The 19,335-nt window shown below is 62.7% G+C and carries 20 protein-coding genes and 1 pseudogene; 12 read left to right on the top strand and 9 right to left on the bottom strand.

Annotated elements, in window-relative coordinates:
* Window positions 1-45: 45 nt before the first annotated feature.
* Window positions 46-399, bottom strand: a complete 354-nt coding sequence (locus ACIOVF_RS16400) for a RidA family protein (RefSeq protein ID WP_010225843.1) — start codon at window positions 397-399, stop codon at window positions 46-48.
* Window positions 371-1,672 (bottom strand): D-amino acid dehydrogenase, encoded by a 1,302-nt coding sequence (gene dadA, locus ACIOVF_RS16405; protein WP_045199621.1) that lies wholly within the window; start codon window positions 1,670-1,672, stop codon window positions 371-373. The genes ACIOVF_RS16400 and dadA overlap by 29 nt, the downstream gene beginning before the upstream one ends.
* A gap of 156 nt (window positions 1,673-1,828) precedes the next feature.
* On the opposite strand from dadA, the gene dadR reads away from it, so the two are divergent.
* Entirely contained in the window at window positions 1,829-2,317 is a 489-nt protein-coding gene (gene dadR / locus ACIOVF_RS16410; protein WP_008366790.1) for a transcriptional regulator DadR, read from the top strand.
* A gap of 3 nt (window positions 2,318-2,320) precedes the next feature.
* On the opposite strand, the gene ACIOVF_RS16415 is transcribed toward dadR, so the two are convergent.
* Window positions 2,321-2,674, bottom strand: coding sequence for a YkgJ family cysteine cluster protein (locus ACIOVF_RS16415; RefSeq protein ID WP_038998046.1), 354 nt, complete (start codon window positions 2,672-2,674; stop codon window positions 2,321-2,323).
* A gap of 114 nt (window positions 2,675-2,788) precedes the next feature.
* Between ACIOVF_RS16415 and ACIOVF_RS16420 the strand changes: the two genes are divergently transcribed.
* Window positions 2,789-4,093, top strand: a complete 1,305-nt coding sequence (locus tag ACIOVF_RS16420; RefSeq protein WP_401290806.1) for an NAD(P)/FAD-dependent oxidoreductase — start codon at window positions 2,789-2,791, stop codon at window positions 4,091-4,093.
* Here the strand turns inward: ACIOVF_RS16420 and ACIOVF_RS16425 are convergent.
* Window positions 4,090-4,320, bottom strand: coding sequence for a DUF1127 domain-containing protein (locus ACIOVF_RS16425; protein WP_401290809.1), 231 nt, complete (start codon window positions 4,318-4,320; stop codon window positions 4,090-4,092). The genes ACIOVF_RS16420 and ACIOVF_RS16425 overlap by 4 nt on opposite strands.
* A gap of 178 nt (window positions 4,321-4,498) precedes the next feature.
* Between ACIOVF_RS16425 and ACIOVF_RS16430 the strand changes: the two genes are divergently transcribed.
* Together ACIOVF_RS16430 and ACIOVF_RS16435 are read left to right on the top strand one after the other, a co-directional pair.
* A complete protein-coding gene (locus tag ACIOVF_RS16430; protein ID WP_401290812.1) occupies window positions 4,499-5,929 on the top strand; it encodes a PLP-dependent aminotransferase family protein in 1,431 nt (476 codons plus the stop codon).
* Between the two features lie 59 nt (window positions 5,930-5,988).
* Window positions 5,989-7,545, top strand: coding sequence for a phospholipase D family protein (locus ACIOVF_RS16435; protein WP_401290815.1), 1,557 nt, complete (start codon window positions 5,989-5,991; stop codon window positions 7,543-7,545).
* Here the strand turns inward: ACIOVF_RS16435 and ACIOVF_RS16440 are convergent.
* Together ACIOVF_RS16440 and ACIOVF_RS16445 are read right to left on the bottom strand one after the other, a co-directional pair.
* Entirely contained in the window at window positions 7,542-8,681 is a 1,140-nt protein-coding gene (locus ACIOVF_RS16440) for an MFS transporter (RefSeq protein ID WP_045199607.1), read from the bottom strand. The genes ACIOVF_RS16435 and ACIOVF_RS16440 overlap by 4 nt on opposite strands.
* A gap of 86 nt (window positions 8,682-8,767) precedes the next feature.
* Window positions 8,768-10,261 carry an aldehyde dehydrogenase gene (locus ACIOVF_RS16445; protein WP_045199605.1) on the bottom strand — a complete coding sequence of 498 codons (1,494 nt, stop codon included), beginning with the start codon at window positions 10,259-10,261 and terminating at the stop codon, window positions 8,768-8,770.
* A gap of 199 nt (window positions 10,262-10,460) precedes the next feature.
* Between ACIOVF_RS16445 and ACIOVF_RS16450 the strand changes: the two genes are divergently transcribed.
* Together ACIOVF_RS16450 and ACIOVF_RS16455 are read left to right on the top strand one after the other, a co-directional pair.
* Entirely contained in the window at window positions 10,461-10,820 is a 360-nt protein-coding gene (locus ACIOVF_RS16450; RefSeq protein WP_045199603.1) for a cupin domain-containing protein, read from the top strand.
* Between the two features lie 81 nt (window positions 10,821-10,901).
* A complete protein-coding gene (locus ACIOVF_RS16455) occupies window positions 10,902-11,105 on the top strand; it encodes a hypothetical protein (protein WP_045199601.1) in 204 nt (67 codons plus the stop codon).
* Window positions 11,106-11,200: 95 nt separating this feature from the next.
* Here ACIOVF_RS16455 and rpmG read toward each other — a convergent pair whose 3' ends face one another.
* Both rpmG and rpmB read right to left on the bottom strand, forming a co-directional pair.
* On the bottom strand, window positions 11,201-11,356 hold the full coding sequence (gene rpmG / locus ACIOVF_RS16460; protein WP_010225867.1) for a 50S ribosomal protein L33: 156 nt from the start codon (window positions 11,354-11,356) through the stop codon (window positions 11,201-11,203).
* An 11-nt stretch (window positions 11,357-11,367) separates the two neighbouring features.
* Complete coding sequence (rpmB, locus tag ACIOVF_RS16465; protein WP_010225868.1) at window positions 11,368-11,604, bottom strand: 50S ribosomal protein L28; 237 nt, start codon at window positions 11,602-11,604, stop codon at window positions 11,368-11,370.
* A 362-nt stretch (window positions 11,605-11,966) separates the two neighbouring features.
* On the opposite strand from rpmB, the gene ACIOVF_RS16470 reads away from it, so the two are divergent.
* Window positions 11,967-13,556, top strand: a complete 1,590-nt coding sequence (locus ACIOVF_RS16470) for an ABC transporter substrate-binding protein (protein ID WP_401290822.1) — start codon at window positions 11,967-11,969, stop codon at window positions 13,554-13,556.
* On the opposite strand, the gene radC is transcribed toward ACIOVF_RS16470, so the two are convergent.
* Window positions 13,553-14,227, bottom strand: coding sequence for a DNA repair protein RadC (radC, locus tag ACIOVF_RS16475; protein ID WP_010225870.1), 675 nt, complete (start codon window positions 14,225-14,227; stop codon window positions 13,553-13,555). The genes ACIOVF_RS16470 and radC overlap by 4 nt on opposite strands.
* A 133-nt stretch (window positions 14,228-14,360) precedes the next feature.
* Between radC and coaBC the strand changes: the two genes are divergently transcribed.
* From coaBC to argB, 5 genes and pseudogenes are all read left to right on the top strand, one after another.
* Entirely contained in the window at window positions 14,361-15,569 is a 1,209-nt protein-coding gene (coaBC, locus tag ACIOVF_RS16480; RefSeq protein WP_010225871.1) for a bifunctional phosphopantothenoylcysteine decarboxylase/phosphopantothenate--cysteine ligase CoaBC, read from the top strand.
* A gap of 6 nt (window positions 15,570-15,575) precedes the next feature.
* Window positions 15,576-16,031 (top strand): dUTP diphosphatase, encoded by a 456-nt coding sequence (dut, locus tag ACIOVF_RS16485; protein ID WP_010225872.1) that lies wholly within the window; start codon window positions 15,576-15,578, stop codon window positions 16,029-16,031.
* Window positions 16,028-16,840 (top strand): hypothetical protein, encoded by an 813-nt coding sequence (locus ACIOVF_RS16490; RefSeq protein WP_401290827.1) that lies wholly within the window; start codon window positions 16,028-16,030, stop codon window positions 16,838-16,840. The genes dut and ACIOVF_RS16490 overlap by 4 nt, the downstream gene beginning before the upstream one ends.
* A gap of 149 nt (window positions 16,841-16,989) precedes the next feature.
* Window positions 16,990-18,366, top strand: a pseudogene (locus tag ACIOVF_RS16495) (phosphomannomutase/phosphoglucomutase); the annotation flags it as partial.
* A gap of 29 nt (window positions 18,367-18,395) precedes the next feature.
* The gene (argB, locus tag ACIOVF_RS16500) at window positions 18,396-19,301 is read left to right on the top strand and encodes an acetylglutamate kinase (RefSeq protein WP_045199591.1); all 906 of its coding nucleotides are present in this window, start codon (window positions 18,396-18,398) and stop codon (window positions 19,299-19,301) included.
* The last annotated feature ends 34 nt before the right edge of the window (window positions 19,302-19,335 follow it).

A 19,335-nucleotide genomic window follows, 5' to 3' on the forward strand; every position in this document is an offset into this window, starting at 1 on the left:
AGGCAGCTGGTCGGCCGCCGGCGGCACCGGGTGAGGGATCGGGTATTACGGCAGTGCGGCGACCACCGACAGCTCGATAAGGATTTCCGGCTCGCACAGCTTGGCTTCAACGGTGGCACGGGCCGGGGCGACGCCTTTTGGCAGCCACTTGTCCCACACCGCGTTCATGCCCTGAAAATGCGCGTCGATGTCCTTGAGATAGATGGTCACCGAAAGCAGGCGGCTCTTGTCGGTGCCGGCCAGGTCCAGCAGGCGCTCGATGTTGGCCAGGGTCTCGCGGGTTTGCTGCTCGATCCCGGCGTTCATGTCGTCACCGACCTGGCCCGCGAGGTACACGGTGCCGTTGTGGGTAACGATCTGGCTCATGCGCTCATTGGTGAGCTGGCGCTGGACTGACATGCTTGGCAGGCTCCTGGTGTTTTCCGTAGCGAGAGATATCGAGGCCTTCAGCGCTGATTTGCGGCTTCTTGCGCGCAATCAGGTCGGCCAGCAGGCGACCGGAACCGCAGGCCATGGTCCAACCCAGGGTACCGTGACCGGTGTTGAGGAACAGGTTACGGAACGGGGTAGCACCGACGATCGGCGTACCGTCCGGGGTGGTCGGGCGCAGGCCGGTCCAGAAACTGGCCTGGCTCAGGTCGCCGCCACGAGGATAAAGGTCGTTGACGATCATCTCCAGGGTTTCGCGCCGACGCGGGTTCAGCGACAGGTCGAAACCGGCGATTTCAGCCATGCCGCCGACGCGGATGCGGTTGTCGAAACGGGTGATCGCGACCTTGTAGGTTTCGTCGAGAATGGTCGAGGTCGGGGCCATGGCCGGATCGGTGATCGGCACGGTCAGCGAGTAGCCTTTGAGCGGGTAGACCGGGGCCTTGATGCCCAACGGCTTGAGCAACTGCGGCGAGTAGCTGCCCAGGGCCAGCACGTAGCGGTCGGCGGTTTCCAGCTTGCCGTCGATCCATACACCGTTGATGCGGTCACCGGCGTAGTCCAGGCGCTGAATGTCCTGGCCGAAGCGGAACTCGACACCCAGTTTGATCGCCATTTCCGCCAGGCGGGTGGTGAACAGCTGGCAGTCGCCGGTCTGGTCGTTGGGCAGGCGCAGGGCACCGGCAAGGATATCGGTCACGTTGGCCAGGGCCGGCTCGACGCGGGCAATGCCTTCGCGGTCGAGGACTTCGTACGGCACGCCGGACTGCTCGAGGACGGCGATGTCCTTGGCGGCGTTATCCAGTTGCGCCTGGGTGCGGAACAGCTGGGTAGTACCCAGGGTGCGGCCTTCGTAGGCAATGCCGGTTTCAGCGCGCAGCTCGTCGAGGCAGTCACGGCTGTATTCGGACAGGCGCACCATGCGCTCCTTGTTCACCGCGTAACGGTTGGCGGTGCAGTTGCGCAGCATTTGCGCCATCCACAGGTACTGGTCGATGTCGGCGGTGGCCTTGATGGCCAGGGGCGCGTGGCGCTCCAGCAGCCACTTGATGGCCTTGAGCGGCACGCCCGGGGCAGCCCAGGGCGAAGCGTAACCAGGCGAGACCTGGCCGGCGTTGGCAAAGCTGGTTTCCATGGCGACTGCCGGTTGACGGTCGACCACGACGACTTCGAACCCTTGCCGTGCCAGATAGTAGGCACTGGCGGTTCCAATCACACCGCTACCAAGTACCAGAACTCGCATGTTTATTACCCTCGACGCAGCGTACCGCTGACATTTGTTGTTAATGGCGTAGATGCGCGCAGTATAGGAAGGTATGACCAGTGCTTTTCACTATATAAAAGCCTATATTTGGCGAGAATTCTCGGCAAGGTTGGCTTTTACGGAGGGGCATCCACTATGAGAACCCAGCACCAAAGCAAGCGTGAACTGGACAAGATCGACCGCAATATCCTGCGCATCCTGCAGGCCGATGGACGCATCTCGTTTACTGAACTGGGCGAAAAGGTCGGCCTGTCGACCACCCCCTGCACCGAGCGGGTCCGGCGCCTGGAGCGCGAAGGGATCATCATGGGCTACAACGCCCGGCTCAATCCGCAGCATTTGAAGGGCAGCCTGCTGGTGTTCGTCGAGATCAGCCTCGACTACAAGTCGGGCGACACTTTCGAAGAGTTCCGACGTGCCGTGCTGAAGTTGCCGCACGTGCTCGAGTGCCACCTGGTCTCGGGCGATTTCGATTACCTGGTCAAGGCGCGGATTTCCGAGATGGCCTCGTACCGCAAGCTGCTTGGCGACATCCTGCTCAAGCTGCCGCATGTGCGCGAGTCGAAGAGCTACATCGTCATGGAAGAGGTGAAGGAAAGCCTCAACCTGCCGATTCCGGACTGAGGTTCAGACCAGCACCTGGCGGGTGCTGGCGATGTACTGGTGGACCAGCTTCTCGGCCTGCGGATCGATCATCTCGGCCGGGCCGCGGCCATTGGGGCATGGCAGCTTCGGCGTGGTACCGAACAGGCGGCAGATCAGCGGCCGCTCTTCGTACACGGTGCAACCGTTGGGGCCCAGGTGCACGCAGTTCAGTTCCGCCAGCGCGGCTTCCTGCTCGGCGGCGCTCTTACGCGGCAGGCGGGCCATTTCTTCTGACGAAGTGGTGACCGGCCCGCAACAGTCGTGACAGCCCGGCACACATTCAAACGACGGGATCTGCTCGCGCAGGAAGCGGATCTTGTGGCTGTTGCAACTCATGGCGGCCTGCGGCAAAGAAGTCTGGCGCTCTATTTTGCCCTACGGTTGCCCACCCCTGAAAGCGCAGCTTATCCTGCGTAAAATTTTCCAAACACTCAGAACCAGGACATCGCCATGAACGCCGGCGTTCAGCAGCCCGCCTCGCACACCGCTTCCTACTACGCTGCCAGCAGCGCCCCACAAGCGGATTATCCACAGCTGCAGGGCGAACTGAGTTGCGACGTCTGTATTGTCGGCGGTGGTTTTTCGGGGCTGAACACGGCGATCGAACTGGCCGAGCGCGGCCTCAATGTGATCCTGCTGGAAGCGCGCAAAATCGGCTGGGGCGCCAGTGGGCGTAACGGCGGGCAGCTTATTCGTGGCGTCGGCCACGGCCTTGAGCAGTTCACGTCGATCCTTGGTTGCGACGGCGTGCGCGAGCTCAAGCTGATGGGCCTGGAAGCGGTAGACATCGTCCGCGAGCGTATCGAGCGGCACAGCATAGAGTGCGGCCTGACCTGGGGTTACTGCGACCTGGCCAACAAACCGCGCGACCTGCAAGGTTTCGCCGAGGATGCCGAAGAACTGCGCAACCTCGGTTACCGCCACGAGCTACGCCTGGTAGCGCCGGAGCAGATGCACAGCGTGGTCGGCTCGGACCGCTACGTTGGCGGCTTGATCGACATGGGCTCCGGGCATTTGCACCCGCTCAACCTGGCCCTGGGCGAGGCCGTGGTGGCTGGCAAGCTGGGCGTACGCCTGTTCGAGCAGTCTGCGGTGACGCGCATCGACTATGGCCAACAGGTGCGCGTGCACACCGCGCAAGGTTCGGTATTGGCCAGCACCCTGGTGCTCGGTTGCAACGCCTACCTTAACGACCTGAACCCCGAACTCGGTGGCAAGGTGCTGCCCGCCGGCAGCTACATCATCGCCACCGAGCCTCTGAGCGAAGCCCAGGCCAGCCAGTTGCTGCCGCAAAACATGGCCGTCTGCGACCAGCGCGTGGCCCTCGATTACTACCGTCTGTCGGCCGATCGCCGGCTGCTGTTTGGCGGTGCCTGTCATTACTCCGGACGCGATCCGCACGACATCGCCGCCTACATGCGGCCGAAAATGCTCAAGGTGTTCCCGCAGCTCGCCGATGTGCGCATCGACTATCAATGGGGCGGAATGATCGGTATTGGTGCCAATCGCCTGCCACAGATCGGCCGCCTGCCCAACCAACCCAACGTGTACTTCGCCCAGGCGTATTCCGGCCACGGCCTGAATGCCACGCACCTGGCCGGCAGGCTGCTCGGTGAAGCCATCAGTGGCCAGCACAGTGGGCGCTTCGACTTGTTCGCACGGGTGCCGCACATCACCTTCCCGGGCGGCAAGCACCTGCGCTCGCCGCTGCTGGCCCTGGGCATGCTCTGGCACCGGATGAAAGAGCTGGTCTAAGACCGCCAGAATGGCTTCAAGCCTTCCTCGCGGGCCTGCTCAGAAGTCAGGCCGACGTCGCGCAGTTGCGCTGCGTCCAGCGCCAGCAGTGCCCTGCGGGTATGCCAACGATGCGCCATCAGGCCCCAGCGACCGAGGCCGGTGGGCGCACTGAACAGCTGGGTACGCTGCTCGCGGCTCAGTTCTTCGGCATACAGTTTCAGGCGCACATCGCTCATACCGCTCATTGCTTGTTACCTCCAGGGTGTGTGAACCGTGGAGAAAGCATGCGCGCCAAGGCAAAACCATTACAGATCCAAAGACCGACTATTATTTCCATACAGAATTGGCAGATTTCCTACTGAATGCTGTATTTTTTCGTCATCTGTATTGGTCTGTTGCTGTAGTCGTTTTCCGGAGTATGCCATGACGTTGTACATCAACCTCGCCGAGCTGCTCGGTGCCCGCATCGAACAAGGTTTATACCGCCCCGGCGATCGCTTGCCTTCGGTACGCGCCCTGAGCATCGAACATGGTGTCAGCCTGAGCACGGTGCAGCAGGCCTATCGCCTGCTGGAAGACAACGGCCTGGCCGCACCCCGACCGAAGTCCGGATACTTCGTGCCCAATAGTCGTAGCCTGCCCGCCCTCCCCGATGTCAGCCGCCCGGCCCAACGCCCGGTGGATATTTCCCAATGGGAGCAGGTCATCGAGCTGATCCGCAGCGAGCCGAATAAAAACGTGGTGCAACTGGGCCGCGGCATGCCCGATATCGACAGCCCGACCCTCAAGCCGCTGCTGCGCAGCCTGGCCCAGCTCAGCCGACGCCAGGACATGCCCGGCCTGTATTACGACACCATCTCTGGCACCCGCGCCCTGCGCGAGCAGATCGCCCGGCTGATGCTCGACTCCGGCTGCACTGTCAGCCCGGCCGACCTGGTGGTGACTACCGGCTGCCACGAGGCGCTGTCGAGCAGCATCCGCGCGGTGTGCCAGCCTGGCGATATCGTCGCGGTGGATTCGCCCAGCTTTCATGGCGCCATGCAAACCCTCAAGGGCCTGGGCATGAAGGCCCTGGAGATCCCCACCGACCCGCTCACCGGGATCAGCCTCGAAGCCCTGGAACTGGCCCTGGAGCAATGGCCGATCAAGCTCATCCAGATCACCCCGAACTGCAACAACCCGCTCGGCTACATCATGCCCGAGGCGCGCAAGAAGGCCTTGCTGACCCTGGCGCAACGCTTCGACGTAGCGATCCTGGAAGACGATGTGTATGGCGACCTTGCCTACACCTATCCCAGACCGCGGACCATCAAGTCGTTCGACGAGGACGGTCGAGTGCTGCTCTGCAGCTCGTTCTCCAAGACCCTGGCGCCAGGCCTGCGCATTGGCTGGGCGGCCCCGGGACGGTATCTGGAGCGGGTGCTGCACATGAAGTACATCAGCACCGGCTGCACCGCCACCCAGCCGCAACTGGCAATTGCCGACTTCATCGAAGGCGGCCACTACCAGCCGCACCTGCGGCGCATGCGCAGCCAGTACCAGCGCGGGCGCGACCAGATGAGCGACTGGGTTACCCGCTACTTTCCACCGGGCACCCGCGCCAGCCGGCCCCAGGGTGGTTTCATGCTGTGGGTGGAATTGCCGGAAAGTTTCGACACGCTGCGCCTGAACCGGGCTTTACTTGGGCAGGGCGTGCAGATTGCCGTCGGCAGTATTTTCTCGGCCTCGGGCAAGTACCGTAACTGCCTGCGGATGAACTTCGCCGCACGCCCCAGTGCCGAAATCGAAGCGGCAGTGCGCAAGGTTGGCGAAACCGCCATTCGTCTACTGGCCCAGGAGCACGGCGCCGGGTAACTTTGCGCCGCCGCTCGCGGTCCATATTCTTACGCCTCAGTTGTAACAGGACGATCTTTTTGAAAAGCCAGCGGGTGCTGCCACTACTGCTGTCGCTACTGCTCGGCCTGGGCGGCTGCGCCAGCGTCAGCCAGCCACGGGAAGTCAGCCAGGCGCTGCCGGCCAGTGACTCGGCCTTTGGCCGTTCAGTGCAGCGCCAGGCCTCGGCCTATGACGGGCGTTCCGGCTTTCGCCTGCTGCCCAACAGCAACGAAGCCTTCCGCGCCCGCGCCGAGCTGATTCGCAACGCCCAGTCGAGCATCGACCTGCAGTACTACATCGTCCACGACGGCCTCAGCACCCGCGCGCTGGTGCACGAGCTGCTGCAGGCCGCCGACCGCGGGGTGCGCGTGCGCATCCTGCTCGACGACACCACCAGCGATGGCCTCGACGAAATGATCGGCACTCTGGCCGCGCATCCGAACATTCACATCCGCGTGTTCAACCCCTTGCACCTGGGCCGCAGCACTGGCGTAACCCGGGCCATGGGCCGGCTGTTCAACCTGTCGTTGCAGCACCGGCGAATGCACAACAAGCTGTGGCTGGTGGACAACAGCATGGCCATTGTCGGGGGGCGCAACCTGGGCGATGAGTATTTCGATGCCGAACCCAACCTCAACTTTACTGACATCGACCTGCTCGGCGTCGGCCCGGTGGCCGAACAGCTGGGGCACAGTTTCGACCAGTACTGGAACAGCGCGCTGAGCAGGCCGATTGGCGATTTTCTGTTCACCCAACCCGATGCCGACGACCTGCGCAACAGCCGCCAGCGCCTTGAGGCGTCACTGGCCGATGCGCGGGTCAAGCGCAAGGCTCTGTATGACCGGCTGATGGCCTATCAAGCCCGGCCGCGCCTCGACGTGTGGCGCAACGAGCTGATCTGGGCCCATAACCAGGCGCTCTGGGACGCGCCGAGCAAGGTACTGGCCCGTGATGAGCCGGACCCGCAACTGCTGATGACCCAACAGCTGGCACCTGACCTGAACAACGTCCAGCACGAGCTGATCCTGATCTCGGCCTATTTCGTGCCCCGCGAGTCCGGCCTGCTCTACCTGACCAGCCATGCCGACAAAGGCGTATCGGTAAAATTGCTGACCAATTCACTGGAAGCCACCGATGTGCCGGCGGTGCATGGCGGCTATGCACCCTATCGCAAGGCGCTGCTCGAGCACGGCGTGCACCTGTATGAACTACGCCGCCAGCCAGGCGATCCGGGCTCGCGCCGCGGCTTGCGCTTTCATGGCAGCTCGGACTCGAGCCTGCACAGCAAGGCGATCGTCTTCGACCGCAAGAAGACCTTCATTGGCTCGTTCAACTTCGACCCACGCTCGGTGCTGTGGAACACCGAGGTCGGGGTGTTGGTCGACAGCCCGGAACTGGCCGAATACACCCGCGAGCTGGCCGCCCAGGGTATGGCCCCGGCGCTCAGCTACCAACCACAATTGGTCGATGGCCAGCTGGTCTGGGTGACCGAGGACAACCACCGCCTGCACACCCTGACCACCGAGCCCGGCGGTCTGTGGCGGCGCTTCAACGCCTGGATCAGCAAGGCTGTGGGCCTGGAGAAGATGCTCTAGACCGGCGCCGGCTCAAAAGCATTGGGCCGCCGCGCGAGCAGCACCAGGCCAAAGGCCCCGACCGCCATGAACAGCGGCAGCGCATGCCCGCTGACCCATTGGCTGCCCGCCCCTGCCGCCAGCGGTCCGATCAGGCAACCGATGCCCCACAGCTGCGCAACATGAGCATTGGCGCGCACCAGTGCGTCGTCGCGGTAGCGTTCGCCAATCAGCACCAGCGACAAGGTGAACAGGCCGCCGGCACTGGCGCCGAACAACACCCACAAAGGCCAGATCAGCGGCGTTTGCAGCGCCAGCGGGATTGCCAGGCTCGAAGCCAGCAGCGTCAAGGCACAGCCACTGAACAGCGTGCGCCGCGACATGCGGTCGGCCAGTGCGCCGATCGGCAGTTGCAGCAGCGCATCACCGACCACCACGGTACTGACCATGAACAGCGCGATTTCGGTAGTGAACCCCTGCTGCAGGCAATAAACCGGCAGCAAGGTCAGGATCATCGCCTCGAAGGCAGCAAACAGGGCAATAGCCCAGGCGATCACCGGCAATCGCCGGCAGAAACCGAACAGGTCGGTGAAGGTCACGCTGCAGGCTTCGGCACTCGGTGCACCGTCGCGCCCGAGCAGCACCAATGGCGCGGCAATCAGCAGACCGGCACCGATCCAGAAGCCCAGGTCATCCTCCGAACCCACCACGCCAAGCAACAATGGCCCGGCCAACTGGCTCAAGGCATAACTGCTGCCATACAGCGCCACCAGACGCCCGCGCCATTGCTCGACCACCAGCTGGTTGATCCAGCTTTCGCCGAGGATGAACACGATAGTCAGGATGATCCCGATCAACAGGCGCAAGGCCAGCCACAACGGATAGCTCGGCAGCAACGCCAGCAAGCCGATAGACAACGCCCCTGCCCACAGGCACAGGCGCATCAGCCCCGGCGTACCAAAACGCGCGGCCAGACGGCTGGACAGGCTGGCACCGACCAGCACGCCAATGGCCGGCATCGCCGCCATCACACCAATGGCAAAGCTGCCGTAGCCCCAACCCTCCAGGCGCAACGACACCAGCGGCATACTGACGCCCAGGGCTAGGCCGACACTGAGCACGGCCGCCAGCACGGCGAAATAGGTTCCCCAACGCATCGGCGTCTTCCTCGCAAAAAAATCGCGGGGCAAGCCCGCTCCCACGCTGTGGAAGAGGGCTTGCCCCGCGACAGGTCCGTCTGGATTTACAGCTTGATCCAGGTCGCCTTCAGCTCGGTGTACTTGTCCAGCGCGTGCAGCGACTTGTCACGGCCGTTGCCCGACTGCTTGAAGCCGCCGAACGGTGCGGTCATGTCGCCGCCATCGTACTGGTTGACCCACACGCTACCGGCACGCAGGGCCTTGGCGGTCAGGTGCGCCTTGGAGATGTCGGCGGTCCACACACCGGCAGCCAGGCCGTACGGGGTGTCGTTGGCGATGTTGATCGCCTCGATGGTGGTGTCGAAGGTGATCACCGACAGGACCGGGCCGAAGATCTCTTCCTGGGCGATCTTCATGGCGTTGGTCACGCCGTCGAAGATGGTCGGTTCGACATAGGTGCCGCCGGTTTCTTCGAGAATGCGCTTGCCGCCCACCAGCAGCTTGGCACCATCGCTGTGGCCAGCGTCAATGTAGGACAGCACGGTGTTCATCTGCTGGGTATCGACCAGAGCACCGACGGTGGTAGCTGGGTCAAGCGGGTTGCCCGGCTTCCAGGCCTTGAGTGCTTCGAGCACCAGCGGCAGGAACTTGTCCTTGATCGAGCGCTCGACCAGCAGGCGCGAACCTGCGGTGCAGACTTCGCCCTGGTTGAAGGCGATGGCGCTGGCGGCAGCTTCGGCGGCGGCGTTGAGGTCGGGGGCGTCAGCGAAGACGATGTTCGGGCTCTTGCCGCCGGCTTCCAGCCAGACGCGCTTCATGTTCGACTCACCCGCGTAAATCATCAGCTGCTTGGCGATCTTGGTCGAACCGGTGAACACCAGGGTATCGACGTCCATGTGCAGGGCCAGGGCCTTGCCAACGGTGTGGCCATAGCCTGGCAGCACGTTGAGTACGCCCGCCGGGATACCGGCTTCGATTGCCAGTTGGGCGATACGGATGGCAGTCAGCGGTGATTTTTCCGAAGGCTTGAGCACCACCGAGTTACCGGTGGCCAGGGCCGGGCCGAGTTTCCAGCTGGCCATCAGCAGCGGGAAGTTCCACGGCACGATGGCGGCAACCACGCCCACCGGCTCGCGGGTCACCAGGCCGAGCTGGTCGTGCGGGGTAGCGGCGACTTCGTCGTAAATCTTGTCGATCGCTTCACCGTTCCAGCTCAGGGCCTGGGCGGCGCCTGGCACGTCGATGTTCAGCGAGTCGCTGATCGGCTTGCCCATGTCCAGGGTTTCCAGCAGGGCCAGCTCTTCGACGTTCTGCTTGAGCAGCGCGGCGAAACGAATCATGGTGGCCTTACGCTTGGCCGGGGCCAGGCGCGACCAGACGCCGGAGGCGAAGGTGGCACGGGCGTTTTCAACGGCGCGGTTGGCATCGGCCTCGTCGCAGCTGGCGATCTGCGCCAGGAGGCGTCCGTCGACCGGGCTGAGGCACTCGAATGTGGCGCCGGAAACGGCAGCGGTGTATTCACCATTGATGAAAGCACGGCCTTCGATCTTCAGTTGCTGGGCACGCTGTTCCCAGTCCGCACGAGTCAGGGTGGTCATACGAAACTCCTCCTCTTGTTAAGGTGCAGTGCCGCGCGAGGGCTTGGGGGCACTGTCGAAAATTCTGGCTGGGCGACACAGGCGCACAGGCACCTGCCACCCTAAACCACCGGCGCCCTAATTTTCAATATATTTGACATAATCACACCAAACACCTACTGATGTTCATTTTATTAAACAACAAAAAGGGGACCCAATCATGCGCATTGACCAGATCATCGACTTCGCCCAAGTGCTGACCGAGGCTGAACGCTACCGTCCTGCCGCGGAAAAGATACTCAAGGGTGAACCGGATCAAGCCGTCTATAACCACTATGCCAGCCCTTGCGGACAATTCGCCGCCGGCGTCTGGGAAGGCGAAGTCGGTCAATGGACCGTCAATTACACCGAACACGAGTATTGCGAGATCGTTCAAGGCGTCTCGGTGCTTCGCGACGAGGCAGGCGGGGCAAAAACCCTGCGCGCGGGCGACCGCTTCGTGATCCCGGCGGGCTTCAAGGGCACCTGGGAAGTGCTGGAGCCGTGCCGCAAGATCTATGTGATGTTCGAGCAAAAATAGATAACTACCGCTCGAGCAGGGCTTGCCCAACAGAGCATGGCGTTGCCCAACCGGGCATTCAATCACGAAGGAAGCAACGTCATGACCAATGAAGAAGCCCTGCAACAGATCGATCACCTTATCGGTAGCCGCTATGTGACCAGCGTCAAAGCCTACGTCAGCGAGCTGACCGGTCGTGACCGCGTCGTCGGCATCGATGAAAGCTCGACTCGCGAGTATGATCCAGAGCGGATTCAGATCGAGGGAGATGCGGACGGCAGGATTAAAGCGTTCGCCTTCAACTGATCGACGGCCGGGTTTAGGCCCAGGTGCAGAAAAAGCAGCATAAAAAAAGGGCCCGTATCCAGAGATACGGGCCCTTTTTTCGTCAGCCGGATCAATTACTTGATCTTGGCTTCCTTGTAGATCACGTGCTTGCGAACAACCGGATCGAATTTTTTGATTTCGATTTTGTCCGGAGTGGTGCGCTTGTTCTTGTCGGTGGTGTAGAAGTGGCCGGTATTAGCGGTCGACACCAGACGGATCAATTCACGCATGATTCTCTCCCTTAGACCTTAGCGCCGTTACGGCGAATGTCGACCAGAACGGCATCAATGCCGCGCTTGTCGATGATACGCATGCCTTTGGCAGATACGCGCAGACGCACGAAACGCTTCTCGGACTCGACCCAGAAGCGATGATGCTGCAGGTTCGGCAGGAAACGACGACGGGTTTTGTTGTTTGCGTGGGAAATGTTATTCCCGGTTACCGGACCCTTACCGGTAACTTGACAGACTCTCGACATGCCTCAGCCCTCTAAAACCACATGCCCAACCCGGCATGGGTTGGCCGCTTAATCTCTCAGTCTTTGGCGCCAGGCGCCGTGTTTCTTCAGGGTCTTATCGACTCGGTCAGCAGATGCGACAAGCCGAGCCCCTAGAAAAGAGCGCTGCTTTATACCAGAAAGACCAGAGCACAACAACAGAAGATGTGCTTTGACTTGCTGTTCGACACGCCGGACCAGCATAACCACTGGCCCGGCCGGCTGTCGACCGCCCGTCGCTCGATCGGCAAAAAAGGATATGGTCATTTGTCTCACGGCACACTAGGGTAGGACTTTTCCAGACTGCACTGGCAGATGGGCCATCGATCAGCCAAGGAATCCCCATGCGTGCTGCCGCTCTACCCCTGTTGTTCGCCACCTTGCTCGGCCCGGCTTTCGCCCAGGCGGCTGCGCTGAGTGTGTGCACCGAAGCCAGCCCCGAAGGCTTCGACGTGGTCCAGTACAACTCGCTGACCACCACCAATGCCTCGGCCGACGTACTGATGAACCGCCTGGTCGAGTTCGATGCGCGCCAGGGTCAGGTGGTGCCGAGCCTGGCCGAAAGCTGGACGGTTTCGCCAGACGGCCTGATCTATGAGTTCAAGTTACGCCCGGGGGTAAAGTTCCATAGCACTGGCTACTTCAAGCCCGGGCGCACGCTGGATGCCGACGACGTGCTGTTCAGTTTTCAGCGCATGCTCTACCCCGCCCATTCCTGGCACAAGATCGCCCAGAGCGGCTATCCGCACGCCCAGTCGCTGCAGCTACCCAGCCTGATCAAGCAGATCGAGGCCGTCGACCCGCTGACCGTGCGCTTTACCCTCGACCATCCCGACGCCACGTTCCTGGCCACCCTGAGCATGGGCTTTGCCTCGATCTACTCTGCCGAGTACGCCGACCAGTTGCTCAAGGCCGGCACCCCGGAGAAGCTCAACAGCCAGCCGATCGGCACCGGGCCGTTTGTGTTCAATCGTTTCCAGAAGGACGCGGTGATCCGCTACCGCGCCAACCCGGACTACTTTGCCGGCAAGCCGGGTGTCGACCCGCTGATCTTCGCCATCACCCCCGATGCCAACGTGCGCCTGCAAAAACTCAAGCGCAATGAATGCCAGATCGCCCTGTCGCCGAAACCGCTGGATATCGCCGCGGCCAGCGAGGATCCGACCCTCAAGGTGGAAAAGACCGAAGCCTTCATGACCGCTTTCGTCGCCCTCAATAGCCAGCACGCACCGCTGGACAAGCCGGAAGTACGCCAGGCCATCAACCTCGCCTTCGACAAGGCCAGCTACCTCAAGGCCGTGTTCGAAGGCACCGCCGTCGCCGCCAATGGCCCGTATCCGCCCAACACCTGGAGCTACGCCAAGGACCTGCCAGGCTATCCGGCCAACCTCGACAAGGCCCGCGCCCTGCTGGCCAAGGCCGGCCTCAAGGACGGCTTCAGCACCACCATCTGGACCCGCCCGCAAGGCAGCCTGCTCAACCCCAACCCCAGCCTCGGCGCACAATTGCTGCAGGCCGACCTGGGCAAGATCGGCATCAAGGCTGAAATCCGCGTGATCGAATGGGGCGAGCTGATCCGCCGGGCCAAGGCTGGCGAGCACGACCTGCTGTTCATGGGCTGGGCCGGTGACAACGGCGATCCGGACAACTTCCTCAGCCCGCAGTTTTCCTGCGCGGCGGTCAAGTCCGGGACCAACTTCGCCCGTTACTGCGATCAGCGCCTCGACCAGTTGATCAGCGCCGGCAAGACCACCAATGACCAGAGCGTGCGCAGCCGTCTGTACCAACAGGCGCAGACGCTGATTCAGCAGCAGGCCTTGTGGCTGCCCCTGGCCCACCCGACCGCCGCCGTACTGGCGCGCAAGGATGTCCAGGGTTACCAGGTCAGCCCGTTCGGTCGCCAGGACTTCGCCGGGGTCAGCACCTCGCGCTAGAGCCAGCCGTGCTCGGCCATCGACAGTGGCTCGCCGTCGCCGATGACGAAGTGGTCGAGCACGCGCACTTCGATCATGTCCAGCGCCTTGGTCAGGCGCCGGGTCAGGACCAGGTCGGCATCGCTGGGCTCGCTCACGCCTGAAGGATGGTTGTGGCAGAGGATCAACGCCGCGGCGTTATGGGCCAGGGCGCGCTTGATCACCTGCCGCGGATAGACGCTGGCGCTGTTGATCGAGCCCTGGAACAGCGCCTCGAAGGCCAGCACCCGGTGCTTGCTGTCGAGAAACAGGCAACCGAAGACCTCATGCGGCTCGTGGCGCAGGCGCGCCTTGAGGTAGTCCTTGACCGCCTGCGGGCTCTGCAGGGCTGAATCGCGCCGCAGGCCCTCGGCCAGGTGGCGCCGGGACATTTCCAGCACGGCCTGCAACTGGGCGAACTTTGCCGGGCCCAGGCCGAGCTCGCCATTGAAGCTGCGGCTGTCTGCCTCCAGCAGCCCGCGCAGGCTGCCGAAGCGCCCGAGCAGATGCCTGGCCAGGTCGACCGCGCTACGCCCACGCACCCCGGTGCGCAAAAAAATCGCCAGCAGCTCGGCATCCGACAGGTTACCCGCCCCCGACTCCAGCAGTTTTTCCCGCGGGCGCTCCGCCGCAGGCCAATCCCTGATACTCATGACAATTCCCTCTGTCTTTCGGTTACTGCTCCCGGTTTGAGCCCTGTGCTACATTAGCCGCTCATTTTTACGCGACGAACCGGCCTGGGGAGGCGTCGTCGCCGCGTGCAATCACTGAGCAAAAGGCAAGCCTATGCAGCGGCTGTATCGGAAGCGCATCGTTCTCGGCGTCGGCGGCGGCATTGCCGCCTACAAGAGTGCCGAGCTGGTTCGCCGACTCCTGGAACACGGCGCCCAAGTGCGCGTCGTCATGACCCGTGGCGGGGCCGAATTCATCACCCCGCTGACCATGCAGGCCCTGTCCGGCCACCCGGTGCACATGGACCTATTGGACCCTGCTGCCGAAGCGGCGATGGGCCATATCGAGCTGGCCAAGTGGGCCGACCTGGTACTGATTGCCCCAGCCACCGCCGACTTGCTCGCGCGCCTGGCCCAGGGTGTCGCCGATGACCTGCTGACCACCCTGGTGCTGGCCACCGATGCCACCGTGGCCGTGGCCCCGGCGATGAACCAGGCAATGTGGCGCGACCCGGCCACCCAGGCCAATCTGGAGTTGCTGCAAAGCCGTGATATCCAGGTGTTCGGCCCCGCCTCCGGCAGCCAGGCCTGTGGCGACGTCGGCCTGGGCCGCATGCTCGAAGCCACCGACCTGGCCTGGTGCGCCGCCGAGACTTTCAAGCGCGAGTCGCTGACCGGCAAGCACGTGTTGATCACTGCCGGCCCGACCCAGGAAAACATCGACCCGGTGCGCTACATCACCAACCACAGCTCGGGGAAAATGGGCTTTGCCCTGGCTGAAGCCGCCGTGGAAGCTGGCGCCAAGGTGACCCTGGTGACCGGCCCGGTGAATCTGCCGACACCCGACCGCGTCACCCGCATCGACGTGGTCAGCGCCCGCGACATGCTTGCCGCCTGTGAAGCCGCCATCCCCTGCGATGTGTTCATCGCCTCGGCAGCAGTCGCAGACTACCGCCCAGAAGTGGTAGCCCCGCAAAAACTCAAGAAAGACCCTACGACAGGTGACGGCCTGCTGCTGCAGATGGTCCGCAACCCGGACATTCTTGCCAGCATCTCCACCCGTCCTGACCGCCCGTTCAGCGTCGGCTTTGCCGCCGAGACCGAACACTTGCTCGATTACGCCGCGCGCAAGCTCAAGGACAAGAACCTCGACCTGATTGTCGCCAACGATGTGGCCAACCCCAGCATCGGCTTCAACAGCGAGGAGAACGCCTGCAGCGTCATCGACCGTCAACTTCACGCAACAGTTTTCGCGCAGACCAGCAAGGGCAAGATCGCCCGCCAGCTGGTAGCCTTCATTGCCGAACGTCTCAACCAGGTTTAATTTCGCATGCACGCTCTACAAGCCAAGATTCTCGATCCACGCATCGGCAGCGAGTTCCCGCTGCCGCAGTACGCCACCCCGGGTTCGGCCGGCCTTGACCTGCGCGCCATGCTCAAGCAAGACACCGTCCTCGAGCCAGGCCAGACCCTGCTGATCCCTACCGGCCTGTCGGTGTACATCGGCGATCCGGGCCTGGCGGCGCTGATCCTGCCGCGCTCGGGCCTTGGCCATAAACATGGCATCGTCCTCGGCAACCTGGTCGGCCTGATCGACTCCGACTACCAGGGCGAGCTGATGGTCTCGTGCTGGAACCGCGGCCAGACCCCATTCACCATCGCCATCGGCGAGCGCATTGCGCAGCTGGTGCTGGTACCCGTGGTACAGGCGCACTTCGATATCGTCGAAACCTTCGACGAAAGCCAGCGTGGCGCTGGCGGCTTCGGTCATTCCGGTAGCCATTGAGGCGCTTCCAGCAGGTGCTGCCGGGGCTATTGATAGCCCTGGCTGGCCTGCTTGCGGGCGTACTACTGACTTGGTTCACCGCAGTACTGCCTGGCCAGCGTGAGCACCGCAACAACCTGGCTTACGCCCAGGCCGGTGCACTCGTATCGCGCCTGGACGCCTCGATCATTGCCGTCAGCAGCGAAGTGAACGCCCTGGCGAGAAGCCCGGCGGTACTGGCATTGGTTCAATCACCTGACCCAAAAAAGCTGCTTGGCGCATTCGCCCACCTCGACGGCCTGGTGGCGGCACAGTTGCTCAAACCTGGACAGGCCGCCTCGAGCCCACCCATGAGCGAGCCCGTGCTCGACATGATCCGGCGCGCCGAGCGCGGCGTTCCACCTGCCCTTGAAGCCTATCCTGAGGCTGGACAGCAACGGGTTTTCAGCGTCACCGCACTGCGTGACTCTGCTGACGCCCCCGTACAGGCCATTCTGGTGCTCACATTCGCGCTCTCACGCTTCACTGACCCACTGCAGCGCGATGCGGGTACGATTGGTCAGATGCGACTGACACAATTGGTGTTCAACGACCCGCCCGTCGAGCTTTTCAACCACGGCCACAGCCAGGCGCCGGCATTGCACCAGTTGGGCACTGCCAACGCCACCTGGGCCTTGGGGTTTCAGCCCGGCCCCTTGATCGAGAACGCCTCGGCATACAGGTTCAACCCCTGGCTGCTGCTCGCCGCCTTTCTAGCGTTGTCCGGCCTGTTCGGCGGCTTTTGGTTAACCGCCAGACGCTCCCAGAATGGGGCCGTAAACATCAGCTGAATGTAGACAGAACAGACTTTACCGGCGAACTCTGTCGCGAAAATGCCGTCAAAGGCGGACATATTGACTCGCGCAGTGGCTGCCGCTGACGCTCTCAGCAACCCTTTTAGATTGGAGTTTCCCAGGTGACCAGCATGGAACGAGTGACCCCGAACCTTCCCGCGAGCATCTTCCGCGCCTACGATATCCGTGGCGTGGTCGGTGACACCCTGACCGCCGAAACCGCTTATTGGATCGGCCGCGCCATCGGCGCCCAGACGCTGGCCCAGGGTGAGCCGAACATCTCGGTCGGCCGCGACGGGCGCCTGTCGGGGCCAATGCTGGTCGAGCAACTGATCAAGGGCCTGGTCGAAGCCGGCTGCAAGGTCAGTGACGTCGGCCTGGTGCCGACCCCAGCCCTCTACTACGCCGCCAACGTACTGGCCGGCAAGTCCGGAGTGATGCTCACCGGCAGCCACAACCCGCCGAACTACAACGGCTTCAAGATCGTCATCGCCGGCGACACCCTGGCCAACGAGCAGATCCAGGCGCTGTTGATCCGCCTGCAAACCAACGACCTGAGCCGCGGCGAAGGCAGCGTCGAGAAAGTCGAAATCCTCGAGCGCTATTTCAAACAGATCACCGGCGATATCAAGCTGGCGAAGAAGCTCAAGGTGGTGGTGGACTGCGGCAACGGTGCGGCTGGCGTGATTGCCCCGCAGCTGATCGAAGCCCTGGGCTGCGAAATGATCCCGCTGTTCTGCGAGGTCGATGGCAACTTCCCCAACCACCACCCGGACCCGGGCAAGCCTGAGAACCTGGTCGACCTGATCGCCAAGGTCAAGGAAACCGGCGCCGACCTGGGCCTGGCCTTCGATGGCGATGGCGACCGCGTCGGCGTGGTCACCAACACCGGCAACATCGTCTACCCCGACCGCCTGCTGATGCTGTTCGCCCAGGACGTGCTGGAGCGCAATCCGGGCGCCGAGATCATCTTCGACGTCAAATGCACCCGCCGCCTGACCCCGCTGATCGAGCAGTACGGCGGCCGCGCGCTAATGTGGAAAACCGGTCACTCGTTGATCAAGAAGAAGATGAAACAGACCGGCGCCCTGCTCGCCGGTGAAATGAGCGGCCATATTTTCATCAAGGAACGCTGGTACGGTTTTGACGATGGTATTTACAGTGCCGCGCGCCTGCTGGAGATCCTCAGCAAGGCCAAAACCGATGCCGAACAGCTGTTCGCGGCGTTCCCGAACGATATTTCCACGCCGGAAATCAACATTGATGTGACCGACGAGGGTAAATTCAGCATCATTGATGCACTGCAACGCAACGCCGACTGGGGCAACGACGCCAACCTGACCACCATCGATGGTGTGCGGGTCGACTACCCACAAGGCTGGGGCCTGGTTCGCGCCTCCAACACCACGCCGGTGCTGGTATTGCGCTTCGAGGCCGACACTGACGCCGAACTGCAGCGTATCCAAGAGGTATTCCGCGCCCAGCTAAAGCGCGTTGCCCCTGACCTGCAACCCGAGTTCTGACCGACTATCTGTTCCAACTGGAGCCCTGCATGACCCTCGATCGCGATGCCGCCACCCATGTCGCCCAGGTTTTGTCCGAAGCGCTGCCTTATATCCGCCGCTTTGTCGGCAAGACCCTGGTGATCAAATACGGCGGCAACGCGATGGAGAGCGAAGAGCTCAAAACCGGTTTTGCCCGCGACGTGGTACTGATGAAAGCGGTCGGCATCAACCCGGTGGTCGTGCACGGTGGCGGCCCGCAGATCGGTGACCTGCTCAAGCGCCTGTCGATCGAAAGCCACTTCATCGACGGCATGCGCGTTACCGACGCGCAAACCATGGACGTGGTGGAGATGGTCCTCGGCGGCCAGGTCAACAAGGACATCGTCAACCTGATCAACCGTCATGGCGGCAGCGCCATCGGCCTGACCGGCAAGGATGCCGAGCTGATTCGCGCGAAGAAGCTCACCGTCAGCCGCCAGACGCCAGAGATGACCACTCCGGAAATCATCGACATCGGTCATGTGGGCGAAGTGGTCGGAGTGAACACCGACCTGCTCAACATGCTGGTCAAAGGTGACTTCATTCCGGTGATCGCGCCGATCGGCGTGGGCGCCAACGGCGAGTCGTACAACATCAACGCCGACCTGGTGGCCGGTAAGGTTGCCGAAGCACTGAAAGCTGAAAAGCTGATGCTGCTGACCAACATCGCCGGCCTGATGGACAAGCAAGGCACCGTGCTCACCGGCCTGACCACCGAGCAGGTCAACGAACTGATCGCCGACGGCACCATTTACGGCGGCATGCTGCCGAAGATCCGCTGCGCCCTTGAAGCGGTGCAAGGCGGGGTCAACAGCTCGCACATCATCGATGGCCGGGTGCCGAACGCGGTACTGCTGGAGATCTTCACCGACAGCGGCGTAGGCACCCTGATTACCAACCACAAGCCGCGCTAAGGCACAAAAAAGGCGACCCTCGGGTCGCCTTTTT

Source organism: Pseudomonas sp. NPDC087612, from assembly GCF_044743505.1.
Classification (GTDB): domain Bacteria; phylum Pseudomonadota; class Gammaproteobacteria; order Pseudomonadales; family Pseudomonadaceae; genus Aquipseudomonas.